Below are 18821 nucleotides of genomic sequence, written 5' to 3' on the forward strand. Positions count from 1 at the left end.
CTAAACATCCTCTGGTTCAAATTGTGCCACTGTAACAGCATTAAACGCAAAAGATAACACTAAAGGAACCGGACATTTCCACAAAAAAGTATAAATCACTGCTAAAATAGTGGTAGATATGGCAGCACAAGCCCAGTAAATTTCCTGATTGGTTAAGCCGTTTTCTTCTTTAATTACTCTTAACACATTCATTGGGATTGGTTCTGGCATCACTCCCCCCGGAGGAAACGCCCAGTAGTTACCACGTCTTTCAACAAATAAATCTGTCCAGCCGTTTTCTAAGCACCATGCTTCAATCCATTGAATAGAGTAATGATTTATCATATAAATACCAATTTTGTATTATTGATGTATGCTGTCTGTCAATTTTAATAACTTCAAAATTCTTAGTCAGATATAGTAGCAGCCAATAGTAAAAATCTTTTACTGGATAATTTTCCACATAAACTTTCTACCTTATTTTAAGTACATACTCGCTATAACCATTGCTGATGATATTCAATTTCATGTCAACCATTTAAATGTTTATCAAGTATTTTTAGGTATCAAAAACCCTGCCCCCACGGCTATCCCTATGAGTAATACATTATCAGTTTTTTTCACTACTAGACCTTAAAAGATAAAAAACTTTACTTGTCATCAAATTTAATGAATTATTGTAAATAGTAAAATCCTTCCTGGGTGATAATGCCATCTTTTTCCAGAATCAGCAACAGTTAAACTTGAGAAAAAGGAGTAATTGCCAAAAACTTGATTACAAAATATTAACGCTCATGCAACGCCCTAATTATCAACTGTCAACTATTAATCACTAATTGGGAATCATCAACTATGTTTTGGCAAAAAGGCTTAGGATGGATTTTGGGAATTATGCTTTGGTGTATTCCACAAACAGCATTGGCAGATTGGACTCATCCTTTATCATATAGTAACGCAGAATTGTCAAGACAAGACTTTTCGGGACAAAGTTTACAAGCTGCGGAATTTTCTAACGCTAACTTGGAAATGACTAACTTTACAGGTGCGGATTTGCGAGGAACAGTTTTCAGTGCTTCAGTCATGACAAAGGCAAATTTACATGGAGCAGATTTAACCAATGCGATGATGAATGAGGTAAAATTAACGGGTGCTGATTTAAGTAATGCCGTTTTAATCGAAGCTCTTTTACTCCGCACTGTCTTTACAGATGTTAATATCACAGGTGCAGATTTTACAGACGCAATTTTAGATAAAGCGCAAATTAAAGAGCTATGTCAAAAAGCCAGCGGTGTAAATTCTCAGACTGGTGTAAAAACTCGTGAGTCGTTAGGATGTCAATAAAACTTGGTATAATCGGTGGTGGACAACTGGCCTGGATGATGAAAGATGCAGCAAACAAGCTGGGAGTAGAATTAATAGTCCAAACTCCTAGTGCAAATGATCCAGCCGTGTCTATTGCCCAACATAGCATTTTTGCCGCAGTTGATGATGCCGCAGCCACAGAAATTTTAGCAACAAAGTGTGATATCGTTACCTTTGAAAACGAGTTTGTAGATATTGCTGCTTTATCACTGCTAGAAAAACAGGGTGTTTGTTTTCGTCCGACCTTAGCAGCTTTAGCACCTCTGTTAGACAAATATGAACAACGGTGCTATTTACGAGATTTAGGTTTACCAGTTCCCCATTTTTTGGCATTATCAGGGGAAAAAGCGCTAGAATCTCAGATTGAAAAATTGGAATTTCCGGTGGTTCTCAAAGCGCGAAGACATGGATATGATGGTCAAGGAACTTTTATCATTCACGATTTCGCGACCTTATCAAAAATAGTTAATCAAAGTCGTACCCAGTTTTTAGTCGAAGAATTTGTGCCTTTTACCAAAGAACTGGCGATAATTGCAGCCTGTTCTGTAAATGGGGACATTGTCATCTATCCAGCGGTAGAAACTCACCAAGAAGAACAGGTTTGTCGGTGGGTAATTGCGCCAGCTGAAATCACCCAAGAGCAAAATTTAGAAATTGAAGCGATCGCCCATAAACTATTAACTAGCCTCCAATATGTAGGAGTCTGTGGCATTGAACTATTTCTCACCGCCGAAGGTAAAATCCTAATTAATGAAATAGCACCACGCACCCATAACTCTGGACATTTTTCCCTGGATGCTTGTGAAACTTCCCAATTTGAACTACATCTGAGAGCCGTGTGTGGTTTACCATTAACCAATACTGGATTACGTTGTGCTAGTGCTATGATGGTTAACCTGCTAGGATATGAAAGCAGCCATTGCAACTACCAGAAACAACGGCAACAACTGGCATCTATTCCTCAAGCTACTGTCCACTGGTACGGCAAAACAGAAGCTCGTCCAGGACGTAAACTAGGGCATATCACCGTTCTACTAGACCAAGATCCTCTCAATCAAACAAGAGACATTGTACACAAAATTGAATCTATCTGGTATCCCCCAGCGAAAACTTGCCAAAATTTTCCCTAAATAAATACACAAACTATTTTTCAAAGCTATAATGAGTTAGTTGCACTACGACGATTGGTGACTGCCATCAAGTTTTTTGATCTATGTCTTTAACAACAAGGGAGCTAAACAATTCTCGTGGCAGTATACCGGGCTTGTACCCGGAAACTTTAAATGAGAACCCTCAGTTCCCACCTGGTTTAACCAGGTCATAAACTTAGGTAAAACGGCGTTGTGGTGAACTAAAAATTTTAGCTCCCTGGTTGATGAAACTGGGGAGCTTTACGATATTTGCCTGACATTTGGAGGCAAAAAGCAAAATACAGAAAGAAAAAGATTTTCCCAATGACCAATGACCAATGACCATTTTTTCAAGTCTGTCATGACTAACTGAAGAAATAAGCTACACTCATTTTAGGGGCGAACTAATGCAGTTCGTCACAATACTTCTTGGAAGATATCCCTATCGCAGGAAGTGGGTTGAAGCCCACTTTTTTTATTGAATTCTCCCATGACTCATCCTTTAATACCACAAATTATTGATTTGGCGACACCAGTAGCCGCAGAACTAGGATTGGAAGTTGTTAGTATAGTTTTCCATACGAACCAAAGCCCCCCAGTCTTGCGAGTAGATATCTTTAATCCTCTACAGGACATTGGCCTGGATGATTGTGAAAGGATGAGCCGTGCCTTAGAAGCCTCATTAGATGCGGGAGAGATCATTCCAGACGCTTATGTATTGGAAGTATCCAGTCCTGGTATTTCGCGGCAACTGGTAACAGACAGGGAGTTTATTTCCTTCAAAGGATTTCCTGTAGTTATTTCCACTTCCCCACCCTACGAACAACAGCAAGAGTGGATAGGTCTATTGATGCGTCGGGATGAAACCACAGTTTACCTTAATCAAAAAGGTCGTGTAATCAAAATCCCGCGTGACCTCATTACCAAAGTACAAATAGATGAGCGTAGCTAATCAATTTTAGATTTTAGACTTTGGATTAGGGACTAGTACCGCAAGGCGTTCGTCAAAAGTCAAAAGTCAAAAATCAAAACGAATATACAATGAGCTTTCCAGTAGTTTGGAATAGTCTGTTTATTTCCGCCGACCTGTGCTAGTACCGCAAGGCGTTCGTCAAAAGTCAAAAGTCAAAAGTCAAAAATAATATGGCGTAAGCTTTTTGGTGATTGAGAATGGTTGTTTTATTTACGCCGTGCTGTACTAGTAACTGGTAATTGGTAAGGAGTAATTGGGGAACAGAAAAGCAATTACTTCTCACTATTTATCTCATTTTGCTGACCGCTTACATAAAATTTTAGGAGACTGCGTATGTCAATGGTGACTTTATCTGGATTAAAAGAGCTAATTGAAAGTATTAGCAAAGAACGAAATTTGCCGCGTTTGGCTGTACAGGCGGCTATTAGAGAAGCCTTAATTAAGGGTTACGAACGTTATCGTCGCGCCCAAAATTTAGAACGCAGACAATTTGATGAAGAGTATTTTAATAATTTTGAAGTGGAATTGGATATAGAGGGTGAGGGATTTCGGGTTCTTTCCACCAAAACTATTGTTGAAGCAGTTAGTAATACTGATCATCAAATTTCCTTAGAGGAGGTACAGCAAGTAGCCCCTGAAGCTCAATTAGGAGATTCTGTGGTATTGGATGTAACCCCAGATCAGGGGGAATTTGGGCGCATGGCAGCTATGCAAACTAAGCAAGTATTGGCGCAAAAGTTGCGAGATCAACAACGTCAAATGGTGCAAGAAGAGTTTCAAGACTTAGAAGGCACGGTTTTACAAGCTAGAGTGTTGCGATTTGAACGTCAGTCTGTGGTTTTGGCTGTGAGTAGTGGATTTGGGCAATCGGAGGTAGATGCGGAGTTACCCAAGCGAGAACAGTTACCCAATGATAACTATCGTGCCAATGCAACTTTTAAGGTATATCTGAAAAAAGTTTCCCAAGGACAGCAACGGGGTCCACAGTTGATGGTATCGCGTGCTGATGCAGGTTTAGTAGTTTATCTATTCGCCAATGAAGTCCCAGAAATTGAAGATGAGGTAGTGCGAATTGTGGCTGTAGCCAGAGAAGCTAATCCTCCTTCTCGTTATGTGGGACCCCGGACAAAAATTGCTGTTGATACCTTAGATCGGGATGTAGACCCCGTTGGCGCTTGTATTGGGGCGAGGGGATCACGAATCCAGGTGGTAGTTAATGAATTACGTGGTGAAAAAATAGATGTGATTCGCTGGTCTCCAGATCCAGCTACCTATATTGCTAATGCTTTGAGTCCAGCACGGGTAGATGAAGTTAGACTAATGGACCCAGAAAGTCGCCAAACTCATGTTTTGGTGGCGGAAGATCAACTGAGTTTGGCTATTGGTAAAGAAGGGCAAAATGTGCGGTTAGCAGCTCGTCTCACTGGTTGGAAAATTGATATTAAAGATCAGGCTAAATATGACCAGGAAGCCGAAGATATTAAATTTGCAGCGGTGAGAGCGCAAAATCAACCACAAAATTATGAGGATGATAGGTCTGACCGAGAAGATCAAATGGCAGAAGAATTAGAATTGGATGAGGATAGATTCGACAATAGCGAGGAAGATTAATTCCCAGAGTTGTCGGCACTAATTTAAGAACAGAAGAGGCAATGGGGGCATCTGAACCAATGACCAATCACCAATGACCAATGACCAATGACCAACAGGCATTAAAAAATACATTGTTTAGTATCCAGAAGATATCTAGCTGAATCTGGCAAAAGACTGATGAAACCGAACTATCGGCGTTGTATTAGTTGTCGTCAAGTGAACTTGAAACAAGAGTTTTGGCGGATTGTCCGCGTCTTTCCATCTGGAAAGGTACAATTAGATCAGGGCATGGGGCGTTCTGCCTATATCTGTCCGCAAGAGAGTTGCCTGCAAGTAGCTCAGAAAAAAAATAGACTAGGAAGATCGCTGCATGGGACAGTGCCAGACACAGTGTATCAAGCATTGTGGCAACGTCTAAATCACGGCGATCGCCAAAATCAGATTTAATGGTAACAACTAAAATTGCGATAACCTCTAAAGATATTATGACAAAAGCCGAACTATTCGCGCTCTGATCATAACCTTTAGTATCGCTCAAGTTAGTGCCAAAATAGTAAATGGATGTAACTAGCTTTCTCGATCTCCTTTTTTTGGACAAGACGCAAGGCATTACTCCCAAAAAGTTTTTTTTGATTGTATTGTGGAAGACTCACAAATCAGCAAAACAAAAGAACCAAAAATGGCAACCTGGTAGCGTCAAATCGCAGTTCTGCATCAACCATCATTCTTGGTGGAGATGTCAGTATTAACCCGAAACATCTCTCTTTCCTAACTGGAGGCGCCGGCAATATCACCAAGGGCAACCGAAAAAACAGTGATCAAAGGGTGGAGATGTCACAAACCAGGCAACCATCCATTAAAACTGTAAATTAAAGAGGAAAGAGTGGATGAACAACGGAAAAGTTAGAATCTATGACCTATCAAAGGAATTGAATTTGGACAATAAAGAGCTACTAGCAATTTGCGATCAGCTCGATATTGCGGTCAAAAGCCATAGCAGTACGATTTCCGAATCGGAAGCTGAACAAATTCGTAGCGCCGCCGAAAAAGTGGCTGCCGCGAATTTAGTCTCCAAAAAGGAACAGGGTACAAACGGCCATAAACCAAATTCATCCCCAAACCGTCCCAGAGCCAATCACAAACAGCAAATTCTAGAAATTCGCAAACCGAAAATATTGAGAAACACTACCACCAACTCACCAGATACTTCAGTTGCTACTGACGCTACTGAGGCTAATAGTCCTTCACCTCCACGGCCTTTCGCTACACCTGTCTCATCTATGAAGCCGACGGCACCAACTCGACCAGTTCCCCGGAATCAATCCGAGACTCCGCTCAAACCCAATCCTACCCAACCGGAACAGGCATCTAATCCTCAACCGGTGGCGGAAAAGGTAGTAGGGGAAAAATCAGAGAAGATATCTACTCCTAGACCTAAACCAGAGAAACCGCAAAAACCCCAATTGGTTTCTCCCCCTGCCAGAGTAGATGGCACAAAATCGCCAGATACACCAGTAGTCGGAACATCGGAAAAACCTCTGCTCAAACGCGATCGCACCCAGCGGGTCGAGGAAGACAGGCAACCAGTTAGAAGTAAGGTTAATAAGCCCTCATCTGACCAAAGTTCACCATCTGCACCACCTAAACCTAGTCGGGCTAATTCAGCAGCCCCGACAAGACCAGAACAGCGCAGTGGCAGGCCATCCGTTGGCGGTGATATTCAACGTCCTAGACCCGCACGTCCCGGTGAACCAGCAGCCATTCCCACGGCAACTCCACCCAGGCATAATGCCGGCAGCGCAAAAAAAGAATCATTGGATGAAACACCAATTGTTCCCGATCTCCTTGATTTAAAACGCCCTACACCCCCGCGTTTAAACAAAGGTGGGAAGAAATGGCAAGAAGAAGAAATCATTGACGAAATCAAAGAAAAGGCTAAGTTGGGACCTAAGGGCAAACGGGTCAAACCAATCTTAGAAGATGATTTACTCGATGAGGATGATTTAGATGAAAACGGTCTAGAAATTTCCACAACCGTCCAAGCTAGTCTCTCTATTGCCCGTCCACCCAAACCTAAAGGGACTCGTGCTGGTGCGCCAACTGTAGCTGTTGTAGCTGCTCCTACCACCAGAGGTAAGAAATCTAGTTCTTCCCGCGACCACAATCGTCGTCAAGAAAATGTCGAGCAAAAACCAGATCGTCCAGCGACACTAGCTGTCACTGGTCCATTAACAGTCCAAGAGTTGGCTGATGCCTTAGTAATTGCCGATACAGAGATTGTCAAAATCCTGTTTATGAAAGGCATGGCTGTCAGTATCACCCAAAATTTGGATATTCCGACCATTACCCTAGTCGCCAAAGAACTAGAAGTAGAAGTCGAAATCGTCGAACGAGAAGCTGAAGCCCGGAAAGTCACAGAAATGATTGACGTGGCTGACTTGGATCATCTCATTCGTCGTCCTCCAGTTGTCACCATCATGGGTCACGTAGACCACGGTAAAACCACTCTCCTCGACTCAATTCGCAAAACCAAAGTTGCTTCTGGGGAAGCAGGCGGTATTACCCAACATATCGGCGCATATCATGTTGATATCGTCCATGAAGGTAAACCACAGCAGATTGTTTTCCTCGATACTCCTGGTCACGAAGCCTTCACCGCGATGCGTGCCAGAGGAGCTAGGGTAACAGATATTGCCGTTTTAGTCGTAGCTGCTGATGACGGTGTTCGTCCCCAAACCATCGAAGCTATTAGCCACGCTAAAGCTGCTGATGTTCCCATTGTTGTTGCTATCAACAAGATTGATAAAGAAGGCGCACAGCCAGAGCGGGTTAAACAGGAACTCACCAATTACGGTCTCACCGCTGAAGATTGGGGTGGTGAAACCATTATGGTTCCCGTTAGTGCCATTAAGGGCGAAAATCTCGATACCCTCCTAGAAATGATTATGTTGGTGTCGGAAGTAGCCGAACTATCCGCTAATCCAGATCGGGTCGCAAAAGGAACAGTCATTGAGGCTCATTTGGATAAGGCGAAAGGTGCAGTTGCTACCTTGCTGATTCAAAACGGTACTCTCCACGTTGGAGATATGCTGGTCGCTGGTTCAGCCTTCGGTAAAGTCCGAGCGATGGTAAATGATCGCGGTAAGCGTGTAGATATCGCTAGTCCATCCTTTGCTGTGGAAGTATTGGGTTTAAGTGATGTCCCTGCTGCTGGTGATGATTTCGAGGTTTATGAAAACGAAAAAGAAGCTCGTTCTATAGCCAGCGATCGCGCCGACAAGCAACGTCAGTCTCGATTGTTACAAGGTCGTGTCACCCTCACCACCCTGTCAGCACAAGCACAAGAAGGCGAATTAAAAGAACTCAACCTCATCCTCAAAGGCGACGTACAAGGTTCTGTAGAAGCCATTATCGGCTCTCTGCGGCAAATTCCCCAAAACGAAGTCCAAATTCGGATGCTCCTAGCTACAGCTGGCGAAATCACCGAAACAGACATAGACTTAGCTGCTGCCAGTAACGCTGTCATCATTGGTTTCAACACCACCTACGCCAGTGGAGCTAGACAGGCTGCGGATGAAGCAGGTGTAGATGTTCGAGAATATAACATCATCTACAAACTCTTGGAAGATATCCAAGGAGCTTTAGAAGGTCTACTCGAACCAGAATTGGTGGAAGAACCTTTAGGACAAACAGAAGTTCGTGCTGTCTTCCCAGTTGGTCGTGGTGCAGTTGCCGGTTGTTACGTGCAATCTGGTAAACTCGTTCGCAACTGTAAAGTGCGCGTCCGTCGTCACAATAAGGTAGTTTATGAAGGTGTCCTCGATTCCCTCAAACGGATGAAAGAAGATGCCCGTGAAGTCAACGCAGGTTATGAATGTGGTATCGGCATTGATAAGTTCCATGACTGGGTGGAAAATGACATCATTGAATCCTACCAATTGGTAACTAAACGTCGGACTTTAACTATGACTAAGTAGTGACGTGCATCCAGCGTTGAGTGCTGAGTTGATGAGTGTTGAATTGAGACTGTTTCGAGTTCAACACTCAAATAATATAAACTCAGCACTCCGTCCGAGAGGAGTCACGGAATTAGGAGTCAGGAGTCAAGAGTGAATGAACCACGAAGAAACGAAGGAAGAAGGAAGAAGGAAGAAGTAAAACCCTGTGCTAGTCGGAGTTTTATTATCAATTCATGTCTTAACCTTCTGGGTTGCTATAAATTTTAAAAAAATTCTCTGTTTAACTAGAAACAAGTTGTTTTAGAAATTTCTCGCAGAAAATTCTGCATTTAGTGATGAATGCGACAGAATTTTCAGGTATAAAACCATTATCTTGAAAACAGATTAAACAACAATTTTCAATTTTAGGCTTGGGTGACTGGATTTACGTCTTTCCCCGAAATGTCAAATAAATTATCAATCTGAAATCTAAAATCCCAAATTGTCTAACCCTGGAAGTGAACAACAAGGAATGAGGAATTATGGCTCAATTTCCAACTTCTAGCAACTACGCTCATAGTACCGATAGCAAAGGCTATGTCAGCGCTGAGCTTGTGAATCATCAACTGTCTGCTAATACTCAATTTTGGCATAACCTGAAATACGTGATTTCTGCTAGTTCCGGTTTTCAAAGATGGCAATTAGAATGTAACGCTAAATTACAAAGTTTACGTCTAGATCAGCAAGTACAAATGTATTTAAGAGAGACTTTAGAAACTTTAGCTTATTAACCCTTTGACAAACAAATATTTACCACTTGCTTTGAACAAGGACATTGGGCAATACTTGTCGGTTAAGGAAATGTAGGTTGGGTTGAGCGATAAGGAAACTCAACAAAATCCTTGATAATGTTGGGTTTCATTCTGACTGCTTGGCGAACGTTTACGTTCCACAACCCAACCTACCATATAGTGACTTTTCAGGCTTAACCGAGCAGTATTGGGACGTTGGGGATAAGAAATCTTATCCTCAATTTTTATATAGGGGGTAAAAACTACTGAAATGTTGAGTTACCTGATTTTTTTAATCATAATTTTAGCTGCATAAGTGCTAATCATCAGGTATAGTTTGTGATAAGTTTTGCAGATGAATATCTGTTACCTTACACTCTTGTGAAAGTACCATAATTAAAAGCACATACTTCAGTAAAAAAATGAAAAATCAGGGTTTTCACATTTCTCGTTTATCTTTACAAACCAGCCTCACCGCTTTGTTATTCAGTGCTGGTATTTCTACCCTCCTACCTAGTCAACTTCAAGCTGGTGCTGCCCCAACCTTAACAGCCCAAGTACCAACTAGTGGGACTATCATTTACGTTAACTCTGCCACTGGAAAAGATACTGCCGGTAATGGAACTACAGAAGCCCCCTATAAAACTATCACTTTTGCCCTTTCTAAAGCTACAGCCGGGACAGTTGTTCAGGTTGCTCCTGGAAACTATAGTAAAGATAGTGGTGAAACATTCCCCCTTGTTCTCAATTCTGGAGTGACGCTTCAAGGTAATGAATCCAACAAAGGTGAAGGAATCGTCATTATCGGTGGTGGCTATTATACCAGTCGCACTTTTGCTAGACAGGATATTACCCTGTTAGCGAATAATGGCACTATCATTACAGGTTTAACTTTTACCAACCCGAATTCACGGGGAACGGCTGTATGGGTAGAATCCAGTAACCCTGTCATCAAAAATAGTACCTTTATTAACAGCGTCAGAGAAGGGATTTTTGTGACAGGTACGGGAAATCCCCAAATTGAAAATAACATCTTCTTGAAAAATAAGGGCAATGGAATTTCCGTAGCCAAATCGGCTCAAGGTGTGATTCGTGGCAACTTATTTCAAGATACTGGTTTTGGTGTAGCGATTGGTGGTAGTTCCACACCTTTATTAGAAAGTAACAACATCACCCAAAATACAGACGGTCTTTTTATCTCGGAAACTGCAAAACCCATACTCCGTAAAAATGCCATTCGCGGTAATAAACGAGATGGTATTGTCGCTACTATTGGTGCTGTTCCTAACTTGGGTACGAGTGAAAATCCTGGTGGTAATCTCATCCGTGATAATGCCCGTTATGACGTGAACAATGCTACTAAAACTGGCAAAATTGTCGCCATTGGTAACGATATCAACGAGAAGCGGATTTTTGGTGCTGTGGATTTTGTCGCGGCTACGGTGACTACACCTCCCGATAACAATACTGGAAATACTGGAAATACTGCTTTTAAAGATGTACAAACAGGTTACTGGGCAAAAGCTTACATTGAAGCTTTAGCTTCTCAAAATATTATTGCTGGTTTTCCAGACGGGAGTTTTAAACCTAATGAACCTGTAACTCGCGCTCAATTTGCAGCGATTATCAACAAAGCTTTTAAACCTTCATCAACTCGCCCAGCAATCACTTTTAAAGACGTAAAAAGCAATTATTGGGCTTTTAGCGCCATTCAAACAGCTTCTAGCAGTCCGTTCCTGTCTGGCTATCCTGACTTAACTTTTAAACCGGAACAACAAATTCCTAGAGTGCAAGCAATAGTGGCTTTAGCTAATGGGTTGGGTTTAACTGCGAATACTCAGACTGTGATCAACTTTTATACTGATGCTAGTCAAATTCCCAGTTATGCAGTTGGTCCAGTAGCAGCCGCAACTTCACGGCAATTAGTAATTAATTATCCCACTGTTAAAGAGCTTGCACCTAAACGTCAAGCAACTAGAGCCGATATTGCGGCTTTTGTGTATCAAGCCCTGGTTAATGCAGGTCGTGTTCAACCCATTAATTCTCCATATTTGGTAACTGGTAAGTAGGTAGGGGGCAGGGGGCAGGGGAATATTTACTCTTGCCTTTTGCCTTTTCCCTCTTGCCTATTCTTCCTGTTTTCCCATTTCCAGAGGAGTACCATTAACCCAATTACTCCTAGCTGGATTGCGAAATTGGGCGCTGCTTGTTCAATATCGCGTCCTGCTAGGAGTTGAAAGAAGAAGACGAATGCACCAATAAAACCGGAAGCACCGACACCAATATAGATAAATTGCCTTAACCCCCGATAGGGTGCGGCTACTTCGGCTTTGAGGCGTTCATATTGTTGGGGGTTGAGATTTTTTGGAGAATTTTGTTCCATCATCAATAAATTATGTTATAATGTGTGACTGTGTACGCCGATGTGGCTCAGGGGTAGAGCAACTGATTCGTAATCAGTAGGTCGTGAGTTCAAATCTCATCATCGGCTTTAAGTAATATAACAAGACAAGCAACGGTCTGAAAGGTTGTGTCGTGCTAACTCTGACTTTTTTGAACAATATCAGGAGGAAGCAAGGGCTATTTTAGAAATGCTTTTGGATAAGTATGCTGAAAACGGGGTTGAGGAGTTTAACATTCCCACGACTTGTCCAATCGGGAGTTTAATAATTATGGTAATGTGGTGGAAATTGCTGAACGATTTGGGGGTGTTCAGGAATTGAGGGAAGCAGTTAATCAATTGCAAAGTTTACTTTATTCAGCATAATTTATGTAGTACAAAGAACTTTTCAAAGAGGAAAAAATAGATTAAAAATAACCAACGTTAACCGCAAAACCGCTGAAACAACTCTTGGAGTAGATTTAATTTATTATAATCAGAGATTTGAGTCATTTGTTATGGTTCAATATAAAACTTGGAAACAAGAATCTGGGACATATATATATAGATATAATGATGGGTATGAAAAACAGATAATTAGTATGAAAGCAGCCGACAAAATTCTTTTCAGACAACATATTTTTATGAAAAATACTGTGAATTCTTATAGAATAGATCCAAATCCATTTTATTTTAAAATCTGCTACCCTGAAAATATTAGTTATAATCAGCAAATGATAGGAGGATTATATTTACCATATTTATATGCACAAATATGTATGAATGAATGTTTAGGAAAATATAGAGGGAAATTAATTAGAGAAGATATACCTTATAGATTAAATAATACTTTATTTATTGAATTAGTTAAAAGTGGATTAATAGGTTCTAGGGGTGTAAAAAATCTAAGTGAATTGCACGAACTAATAGATAAATTGCTTGAATCAGGGCATAGAATAACAATTGCTGAACACTACGAATATTAATTTACTATTAAGGTGATGCTATTTACTGGGCAATTTATAATCTTTACTGCAAAAATCCCAATAATCAGACGGATTTTGAACATTTACCCACAAAGCAACTGGTAACTGATATCCTAGAGAAAGATCGGCGAGTTGCTGAAATTATGTCTGAGATTAAAGCAATTTTGGAGCAGTGACAATGTTAGGTTTACTAGAAAAGTTGAGTTGCTGGGAAGAATTAACAAGTCAATCAGCATTAGATAATGTTGATTCTGACCAAATTTTACTAATGAATGGGATTAACTGGAATATATATGAGATACTGTTACAGAGGTTTGAAAATACGTCTCATTATCGGTTTAAATATTTAGAAGGTACTTTAGAAATAATGTCTCCTAGTCGTCGTCATGAGTTCGATAAAAAGCTAATTGCTTTATTATTAGAAACTTATTTTATTGAAAAGGATATTGATTTTTATCCTTTAGGTTCAACTACTTTTAGAAAGGAAGCGTCCGCTAGAGGTATTGAACCAGATGAATGTTATTGTTTTGATTCTGAAAAATCTGTTCCTGATTTGGCTATTGAGGTGGTTGTTACTAGTGGGGGAATTGATGATTTATTAATTTATCAAGGTTTGGGTGTACCGGAAGTTTGGTTTTGGCAGAATCATCAATTTTCGTTATATTTTCTGCGGGGTGATAAGTATGAGAAAATATCTAAAAGTGAATTTTTACCCGATTTAGATTTAACTCTGTTGGCAAGTTTGCTTTTGTCTGGTGAAAAACCAAAAGATTTAATCTCAAAGTTCCGTGAAAACATCCGTCGGGGTAATTCATGAATTGCCCCTACAAATATACAAATAATATTATTTATGTGCTTGTGAGTTTAAATTTCAGTACAATGATTTACCGAATTTACAAGTAATATGAATCGCAAGCAATAAGAGTTTTAGGGATTTATTAACTAATCACTATATTTCCAACTCCCTGAAATATCAAATGATTATCTACAATTAATCGTTCTGCTATATCTGGAAATTGTTGTTGAAGATAGCTTTTCAATAAATTACTATCACCACCAGTCATCACAATCTGACTATTAGGAAATAATTGCCACCAAGCTTCAATAAAATCTTTTATCCCACTTAATAAAGTGTAAATTACTCCACTTTGAATTGCCTCTGATGTATTCATGGCAAAACGTGGTGGTAAAGATGTCATTAAACTGGTTTCTAATAATGGTAATTGTCCGGTTTTTTGTCCCAAACTGGCAAGTTGTAAACCTAATCCTGGCAAAATTGCCCCACCAACTAAGCATTGATTATCATCTGCACCGGTAAAAGTCAATGCTGTACCAGCATCAATTACTAAGGTGGGAAATCCCAATAGTTTTCCCGCACCCCATACCGCTAAAGCCCTATCAATTCCTAGCGTGGGATACATTCCCTGTAATGGTACATCTTCTAAGGTAATAATGTGAAGATGGGGGTAAATTTGCCACAGTGCGGTTTGACTGGGAACGACAGAAGCAAGAATCAGGGGAATGGGGTAATCTGGGATAATGGAAAGATTGGTAGGTAAAGAAATAGCTGTCAACCAATTATCTAAAGTTGGGTTTTGAGCTAATTGTTGGATAATAGATTCAGGTAGATGAAATGTGTCTCCAGTTGAGTATAAGGTTTTATCTATGAATAATGCCCAATGGAGGCGGGAATTACCGATGATTAGGACTATAGAGGGATGATTGTTCACAGGTTTAATTTTTTAACTTAATTATAGGTTTTTGAATAAAAATATGTCTTACAGTGATTTTACTTTAGAAACTGTCAAAAAAACATTGAATCTCAATATCTCTACTAGAGAAAATATCTTTCCCGAAGTTACACCATTACCAGTTACTGAATATTTGCAGGAAACTTTAGTTTATAATGTGCCTTTTGCTTTAGCTAGTAATACAGAAAAATCTCGTTCGGAGATGATTATTGCACCAATTTTATTAGAATTAACTAAAAAGTTTCCTCATCAAATTAGTTTGTTTTCTGGAGTAGAATTTAATATTGAACCTAGCCAGGGGTTAACGGGGAATTGTGATTTTCTCATTAGTCGTTCTCCTGAATTTTTATTGATTAATACACCTGTAATTGTGATTGTAGAAGCAAAAAAGGAAAATATTAAAGGAGGTTTAGGACAATGTATAGCCGAAATGTATGCAGCTACTTTATTTAATCAACGGGAAGGAAATGAAATTACAGAAATTTATGGGGTGGTAACTACCGGGGAAATTTGGAAGTTTTTAAAGTTGTCGGGTGAACGGGTTCAGGTTGATTTGGCTGAGTATTTTTTAAATGATGTCAGTAAGATTTTGGGAATTTTGGCGATCGCTGTCCAATGATTTAATATATATACTGCAAACGGTTCATAGTTTAAACAAATATGAAACCCCTCTCCAAACCTCTCCCCGCAACGGGGAGAGGCTTTGAACTTGTTATTTGTATTAGAAAAAAGTCCAATTCTTAGCCATTTTGAGTATAGATAGCAGGAGTCACGAGGAAAATTAACTTGGTGTCTGGTTTTAAATTTAGATTCTGTACCTGAATATGCAATCTGTTGTAAAATCCCCCAGTGATTTCCTCTAATATACGTAAATAAGTTTTACCATTCATTAAGTATAGGGTTTCATCTATGAATCATGCCCATTGGCGCTGGGAATTACCAATTTAATTTTCTTAACTTAGCTATAGGTTTTTTAATAAAAATTAATATTCAACCTGTGCCACAATAAGAGAAAGGCATAAATACTCAATTTATTAAAGAGGGGCGTTATGGTATTGCTTACCGAGAAACTAGAAAAGCGTCTGACTATAAATACTGTAGAGATTAGTGAAGATACTACCGCAATTCGGTCTTTAGATTGGGACCGCGATCGCTTTGATATTGAGTTTGGTTTACAAAATGGCACGACATACAACTCTTTTCTGATTCGTGGTGAGAAAATCGCCCTGGTTGATACCTCCCATGAAAAGTTTCGCCAACTTTATTTTGATACTCTCACGGGTTTAATTAATCCCCAAGATATTGATTATTTAATTGTGAGTCACACTGAACCAGATCACAGCGGTTTAGTGAAAGACTTGTTACAACTCGCGCCTCATATAACCGTAGTTGCGTCAAAAGTGGCAATTCAGTTTTTGGAAGATATGGTACATCAACCATTTAACCGGAAAATTGTCAAAAATGGCGATCGCCTAGATTTAGGAAATGGACACGAATTTGAATTTGTCATAGCTCCTAATTTACACTGGCCGGATACCATTTTCAGCTTTGACCACAAAACCCAAATTCTCTACACCTGCGACGCTTTTGGGTTACATTACTGCTCAGAAAGTACCTTTGATGACGATTTAGCAGCAATAGAAGCCGATTTTCAATATTACTACGATTGTTTAATGGGTCCGAATGCCCGTTCCGTCCTGTCCGCAATCAAGCGCATGGGAGAATTGAAAACAATTCGCATGATTGCCACTGGTCATGGACCCCTATTATACCATAATGTTGAAGAATTAACAGGACGCTATCGGCATTGGAGTCAAGGACAAACCAAAGCAGAAACCCCTGTAGGGATATTTTACGTCTCCGAGTACGGTTTTGGCACGCAAATAGCCCAATCTATCGCTAACGGGATTACAAAAACCGGTGTCGCTGTCGAAATAGTAGATTTAGCCAGCGTTAACGAATTACAAGAACTGCGGGAACTGGTAGGACGTTGTACAGGTTTAGTGGTGGGAATGCCCCCAGCATCAGGTAATTCTAACATTCAAGCCGCCCTCAGCACCGTTTTAGGTTCCGCCAAAGAAAAACAAGCCATTGGCATTTTTGAAACCGGTGGAGGAGATGATGAACCTACCTATCCCATATTAAATAAATTCCGGGCTTTAGGCTTAAATATCGCTTTCCCCGTCATTGAAATTCGGGAAACACCCACAGCCAACACCTATAAAAAGTGTGAAGAAGCGGGGACAGACTTGGGACAATGGGTGACAAGAGATAAAAGCATCAAAACCATGAAATCCCTTGGTGCTGACTTAGACAAAGCTTTAGGCCGAATTAGCGGCGGTTTATATATTATCACAGCCAAAAAAGACGACGTATCCAGCGCCATGTTAGCTTCCTGGGTAAGTCAAGCCAGCTTTAAACCCTTGGGCTTTTCCATCGCCGTTGCTAAAGATCGGGCGATAGAATCACTCATGCAAGTAGGCGATCGCTTCGTCCTTAATATACTCGAAGAAGGCAACTATCAACCCTTAATGAAACATTTCTTAAAAAGATTTGCTCCCGGTGCAGATCGTTTTCAAGGAGTGAAAACCCAACCTGCGGAAAATGGCGCACCTATACTTACAGATGCCCTAGCTTACGTAGAATGTGAAGTAGTCAGCCGCATGGATTGTGGTGATCATTGGGCAGTATACAGCACAGCCTACGCCGGTAGAGTATCAAATCCCGATGCCATGACAGCAGTACACCACCGGAAAGTCGGGAATCATTATTAAAACCCCACCCCTAGCCCCTCCCCGCAAGCGAGGAGGGGGACAAGAAAGAAACAGATTTATGTTCAGATATCTTTGATTTTACTGAACTGTTGGCTCAAATCAATCAAGAATCAACCGACTCTGCTAACATCTTCACCCCTAGCCCCTCCCCGCAAGCGAGGAGGGGGACAAGAAAGAAACAGATTTCTATTCACATATCTTTGATTTTACTGAACTGTTGGCTCAAATCAATCAAGAATCAACCGACTCTGCTAACATCTTCACCCCTAGCCCCTCCCCGCAAGCGAGGAGGGGGACAAGAAAGAAACAGATTTATGTTCAGATATCTTTGATTTTACTGAACTGTTGCCTCATGAATCAATCCAGAATCAACCGACTCTGCTAACATCTTCACCCCTAGCCCCTCCCCGCAAGCGAGGAGGGGGACAAGAAAGAAACAGATTTATGTTCAGATATCTTTGATTTTACTGAACTGTTGGCTCAAATCAATCCAGAATCAACCGATTCTGCTAACATCTTCCGAGCCGAGTGCAGCTGTAACCTTCTCCGCAACATCAAAGCACCAAAGACAATCGCCATACCTGCTGGCGCGGCATTAGACTCAAAGGGAACAGGAGTAGCATCAATTGAAAAACTGCTAAACGAGCCTGTGTCATTTTGTAGTCTGTCTTGGACATTTAATGTCCAAGTGCCATTGAGTGGACTGCCATTGAAAGCACTCAATGGCTGAAAACTAGCATAGGTGGTGTTAGATGGCACTAGAGCAGCAGCCTGAGTGTACCAATTAGCCCCAGTAGTGGCGAAAGTGTAGTTGCCATTCAAATCAGCACCACTGCCATTGGGAAATCCTGCGTAATCGGGAGACAACCGTGTACGCAACAGTTGCACTGTGGTTGTGCCATTAGAAAGAAAAGCTCTCAAATCGCCATACCAAATATGGGTAAGCCCAGAAATGGTTACGGAGTTAAAGCTACTGATATTGGGTTGACCAGAGATATTGATTGATGCTGTTACCCCAGTTGCATTGTTATCTGGAATATTGTAAGAACCAGTTGGACTGGTGAAAGTAATCGCCTCTGCCGCACTAGAAAGGGCTAGAATGCTTACCAGGGAAGCAACTACCCCCCCATTTTTTGAACATTAGTGCTGATCATGATGTCCCTT

At 40.7% G+C, this 18821-nt stretch carries 16 protein-coding genes, 1 tRNA gene, 1 other RNA gene and 1 pseudogene; 15 read left to right on the forward strand and 4 right to left on the reverse strand.

Annotation, left to right across the window (positions count from 1 at the left end; all coding sequences use genetic code 11):
• Complete coding sequence (locus CA730_RS22555) at nucleotides 1–324, reverse strand: slr1957 family protein (protein WP_096670727.1); 324 nt, start codon at nucleotides 322–324, stop codon at nucleotides 1–3.
• Between the two features lie 507 nt (nucleotides 325–831).
• Between CA730_RS22555 and CA730_RS22560 the strand changes: the two genes are divergently transcribed.
• The 9 genes from CA730_RS22560 (at nucleotide 832) to CA730_RS22605 (ending at nucleotide 11835) form a co-directional block, all read left to right on the forward strand.
• The gene (locus CA730_RS22560; RefSeq protein ID WP_096670729.1) at nucleotides 832–1320 is read left to right on the forward strand and encodes a pentapeptide repeat-containing protein; all 489 of its coding nucleotides are present in this window, start codon (nucleotides 832–834) and stop codon (nucleotides 1318–1320) included.
• A complete protein-coding gene (locus tag CA730_RS22565) occupies nucleotides 1311–2471 on the forward strand; it encodes a 5-(carboxyamino)imidazole ribonucleotide synthase (protein WP_096670731.1) in 1161 nt (386 codons plus the stop codon). Before CA730_RS22560 ends, CA730_RS22565 begins: the two co-directional genes overlap by 10 nt.
• A gap of 39 nt (nucleotides 2472–2510) precedes the next feature.
• Nucleotides 2511–2695: non-coding RNA, 6S RNA (gene ssrS / locus CA730_RS22570), on the forward strand.
• A gap of 266 nt (nucleotides 2696–2961) precedes the next feature.
• Complete coding sequence (rimP, locus tag CA730_RS22575; RefSeq protein WP_096670733.1) at nucleotides 2962–3423, forward strand: ribosome maturation factor RimP; 462 nt, start codon at nucleotides 2962–2964, stop codon at nucleotides 3421–3423.
• A 354-nt stretch (nucleotides 3424–3777) separates the two neighbouring features.
• The gene (gene nusA / locus CA730_RS22580; RefSeq protein WP_172891233.1) at nucleotides 3778–5055 is read left to right on the forward strand and encodes a transcription termination factor NusA; all 1278 of its coding nucleotides are present in this window, start codon (nucleotides 3778–3780) and stop codon (nucleotides 5053–5055) included.
• A gap of 159 nt (nucleotides 5056–5214) precedes the next feature.
• Entirely contained in the window at nucleotides 5215–5484 is a 270-nt protein-coding gene (locus CA730_RS22585) for a YlxR family protein (protein WP_096670737.1), read from the forward strand.
• A 440-nt stretch (nucleotides 5485–5924) separates the two neighbouring features.
• Nucleotides 5925–9014: a translation initiation factor IF-2 gene (gene infB / locus CA730_RS22595; RefSeq protein ID WP_096671742.1), complete on the forward strand. Its 3090-nt coding sequence runs from the start codon at nucleotides 5925–5927 to the stop codon at nucleotides 9012–9014.
• A 503-nt stretch (nucleotides 9015–9517) separates the two neighbouring features.
• Nucleotides 9518–9766: a hypothetical protein gene (locus CA730_RS22600; RefSeq protein ID WP_096670739.1), complete on the forward strand. Its 249-nt coding sequence runs from the start codon at nucleotides 9518–9520 to the stop codon at nucleotides 9764–9766.
• Between the two features lie 422 nt (nucleotides 9767–10188).
• Complete coding sequence (locus CA730_RS22605) at nucleotides 10189–11835, forward strand: DUF1565 domain-containing protein (RefSeq protein WP_096670741.1); 1647 nt, start codon at nucleotides 10189–10191, stop codon at nucleotides 11833–11835.
• A 26-nt stretch (nucleotides 11836–11861) separates the two neighbouring features.
• Here CA730_RS22605 and CA730_RS22610 read toward each other — a convergent pair whose 3' ends face one another.
• Entirely contained in the window at nucleotides 11862–12152 is a 291-nt protein-coding gene (locus tag CA730_RS22610) for a DUF3493 domain-containing protein (RefSeq protein ID WP_096670743.1), read from the reverse strand.
• 33 nt (nucleotides 12153–12185) lie between these two features.
• Between CA730_RS22610 and CA730_RS22615 the strand changes: the two genes are divergently transcribed.
• From CA730_RS22615 to CA730_RS22630, 4 genes and pseudogenes are all read left to right on the forward strand, one after another.
• Nucleotides 12186–12257, forward strand: a tRNA-Thr gene (locus CA730_RS22615).
• 19 nt (nucleotides 12258–12276) lie between these two features.
• Nucleotides 12277–12533 (forward strand): annotated as a pseudogene (locus CA730_RS26290) (type I restriction-modification enzyme R subunit C-terminal domain-containing protein); the annotation flags it as partial.
• A gap of 131 nt (nucleotides 12534–12664) precedes the next feature.
• On the forward strand, nucleotides 12665–13132 hold the full coding sequence (locus tag CA730_RS22625) for a hypothetical protein (protein ID WP_096670745.1): 468 nt from the start codon (nucleotides 12665–12667) through the stop codon (nucleotides 13130–13132).
• Between the two features lie 178 nt (nucleotides 13133–13310).
• Nucleotides 13311–13949 carry a Uma2 family endonuclease gene (locus CA730_RS22630; protein ID WP_015083455.1) on the forward strand — a complete coding sequence of 213 codons (639 nt, stop codon included), beginning with the start codon at nucleotides 13311–13313 and terminating at the stop codon, nucleotides 13947–13949.
• A gap of 121 nt (nucleotides 13950–14070) precedes the next feature.
• Here CA730_RS22630 and CA730_RS22635 read toward each other — a convergent pair whose 3' ends face one another.
• Nucleotides 14071–14862, reverse strand: a complete 792-nt coding sequence (locus CA730_RS22635) for a pantothenate kinase (protein ID WP_231939916.1) — start codon at nucleotides 14860–14862, stop codon at nucleotides 14071–14073.
• Nucleotides 14863–14905: 43 nt separating this feature from the next.
• On the opposite strand from CA730_RS22635, the gene CA730_RS22640 reads away from it, so the two are divergent.
• Together CA730_RS22640 and CA730_RS22645 are read left to right on the forward strand one after the other, a co-directional pair.
• The gene (locus tag CA730_RS22640; protein WP_096670747.1) at nucleotides 14906–15502 is read left to right on the forward strand and encodes a hypothetical protein; all 597 of its coding nucleotides are present in this window, start codon (nucleotides 14906–14908) and stop codon (nucleotides 15500–15502) included.
• A 430-nt stretch (nucleotides 15503–15932) separates the two neighbouring features.
• The gene (locus CA730_RS22645) at nucleotides 15933–17657 is read left to right on the forward strand and encodes a diflavin flavoprotein (RefSeq protein ID WP_096670749.1); all 1725 of its coding nucleotides are present in this window, start codon (nucleotides 15933–15935) and stop codon (nucleotides 17655–17657) included.
• Between the two features lie 480 nt (nucleotides 17658–18137).
• On the opposite strand, the gene CA730_RS22650 is transcribed toward CA730_RS22645, so the two are convergent.
• A complete protein-coding gene (locus CA730_RS22650; protein WP_157750045.1) occupies nucleotides 18138–18545 on the reverse strand; it encodes a proprotein convertase P-domain-containing protein in 408 nt (135 codons plus the stop codon).
• Nucleotides 18546–18821 lie beyond the last annotated feature (276 nt).

The sequence above is a fragment of the Dolichospermum compactum NIES-806 genome (assembly GCF_002368115.1).
GTDB lineage: Bacteria > Cyanobacteriota > Cyanobacteriia > Cyanobacteriales > Nostocaceae > Dolichospermum > Dolichospermum compactum.

Bases quoted from the DNA above. Each gene is read 5' to 3' on its own strand.
- CA730_RS22555 (WP_096670727.1), bottom strand. From the start codon at position 324: ATGATAAATCATTACTCTATTCAATGGATTGAAGCATGGTGCTTAGAA.
- CA730_RS22630 (WP_015083455.1), top strand. From the start codon at position 13,311: ATGTTAGGTTTACTAGAAAAGTTGAGTTGCTGGGAAGAATTAACAAGT.
- CA730_RS22610 (WP_096670743.1), bottom strand. From the start codon at position 12,152: ATGATGGAACAAAATTCTCCAAAAAATCTCAACCCCCAACAATATGAA.
- CA730_RS22645 (WP_096670749.1), top strand. From the start codon at position 15,933: ATGGTATTGCTTACCGAGAAACTAGAAAAGCGTCTGACTATAAATACT.
- nusA (WP_172891233.1), top strand. From the start codon at position 3,778: ATGTCAATGGTGACTTTATCTGGATTAAAAGAGCTAATTGAAAGTATT.
- CA730_RS22560 (WP_096670729.1), top strand. From the start codon at position 832: ATGTTTTGGCAAAAAGGCTTAGGATGGATTTTGGGAATTATGCTTTGG.
- CA730_RS22565 (WP_096670731.1), top strand. From the start codon at position 1,311: ATGTCAATAAAACTTGGTATAATCGGTGGTGGACAACTGGCCTGGATG.
- CA730_RS22640 (WP_096670747.1), top strand. From the start codon at position 14,906: ATGTCTTACAGTGATTTTACTTTAGAAACTGTCAAAAAAACATTGAAT.
- CA730_RS22600 (WP_096670739.1), top strand. From the start codon at position 9,518: ATGGCTCAATTTCCAACTTCTAGCAACTACGCTCATAGTACCGATAGC.
- CA730_RS22585 (WP_096670737.1), top strand. From the start codon at position 5,215: ATGAAACCGAACTATCGGCGTTGTATTAGTTGTCGTCAAGTGAACTTG.
- rimP (WP_096670733.1), top strand. From the start codon at position 2,962: ATGACTCATCCTTTAATACCACAAATTATTGATTTGGCGACACCAGTA.
- CA730_RS22625 (WP_096670745.1), top strand. From the start codon at position 12,665: ATGGTTCAATATAAAACTTGGAAACAAGAATCTGGGACATATATATAT.
- CA730_RS22605 (WP_096670741.1), top strand. From the start codon at position 10,189: ATGAAAAATCAGGGTTTTCACATTTCTCGTTTATCTTTACAAACCAGC.
- infB (WP_096671742.1), top strand. From the start codon at position 5,925: ATGAACAACGGAAAAGTTAGAATCTATGACCTATCAAAGGAATTGAAT.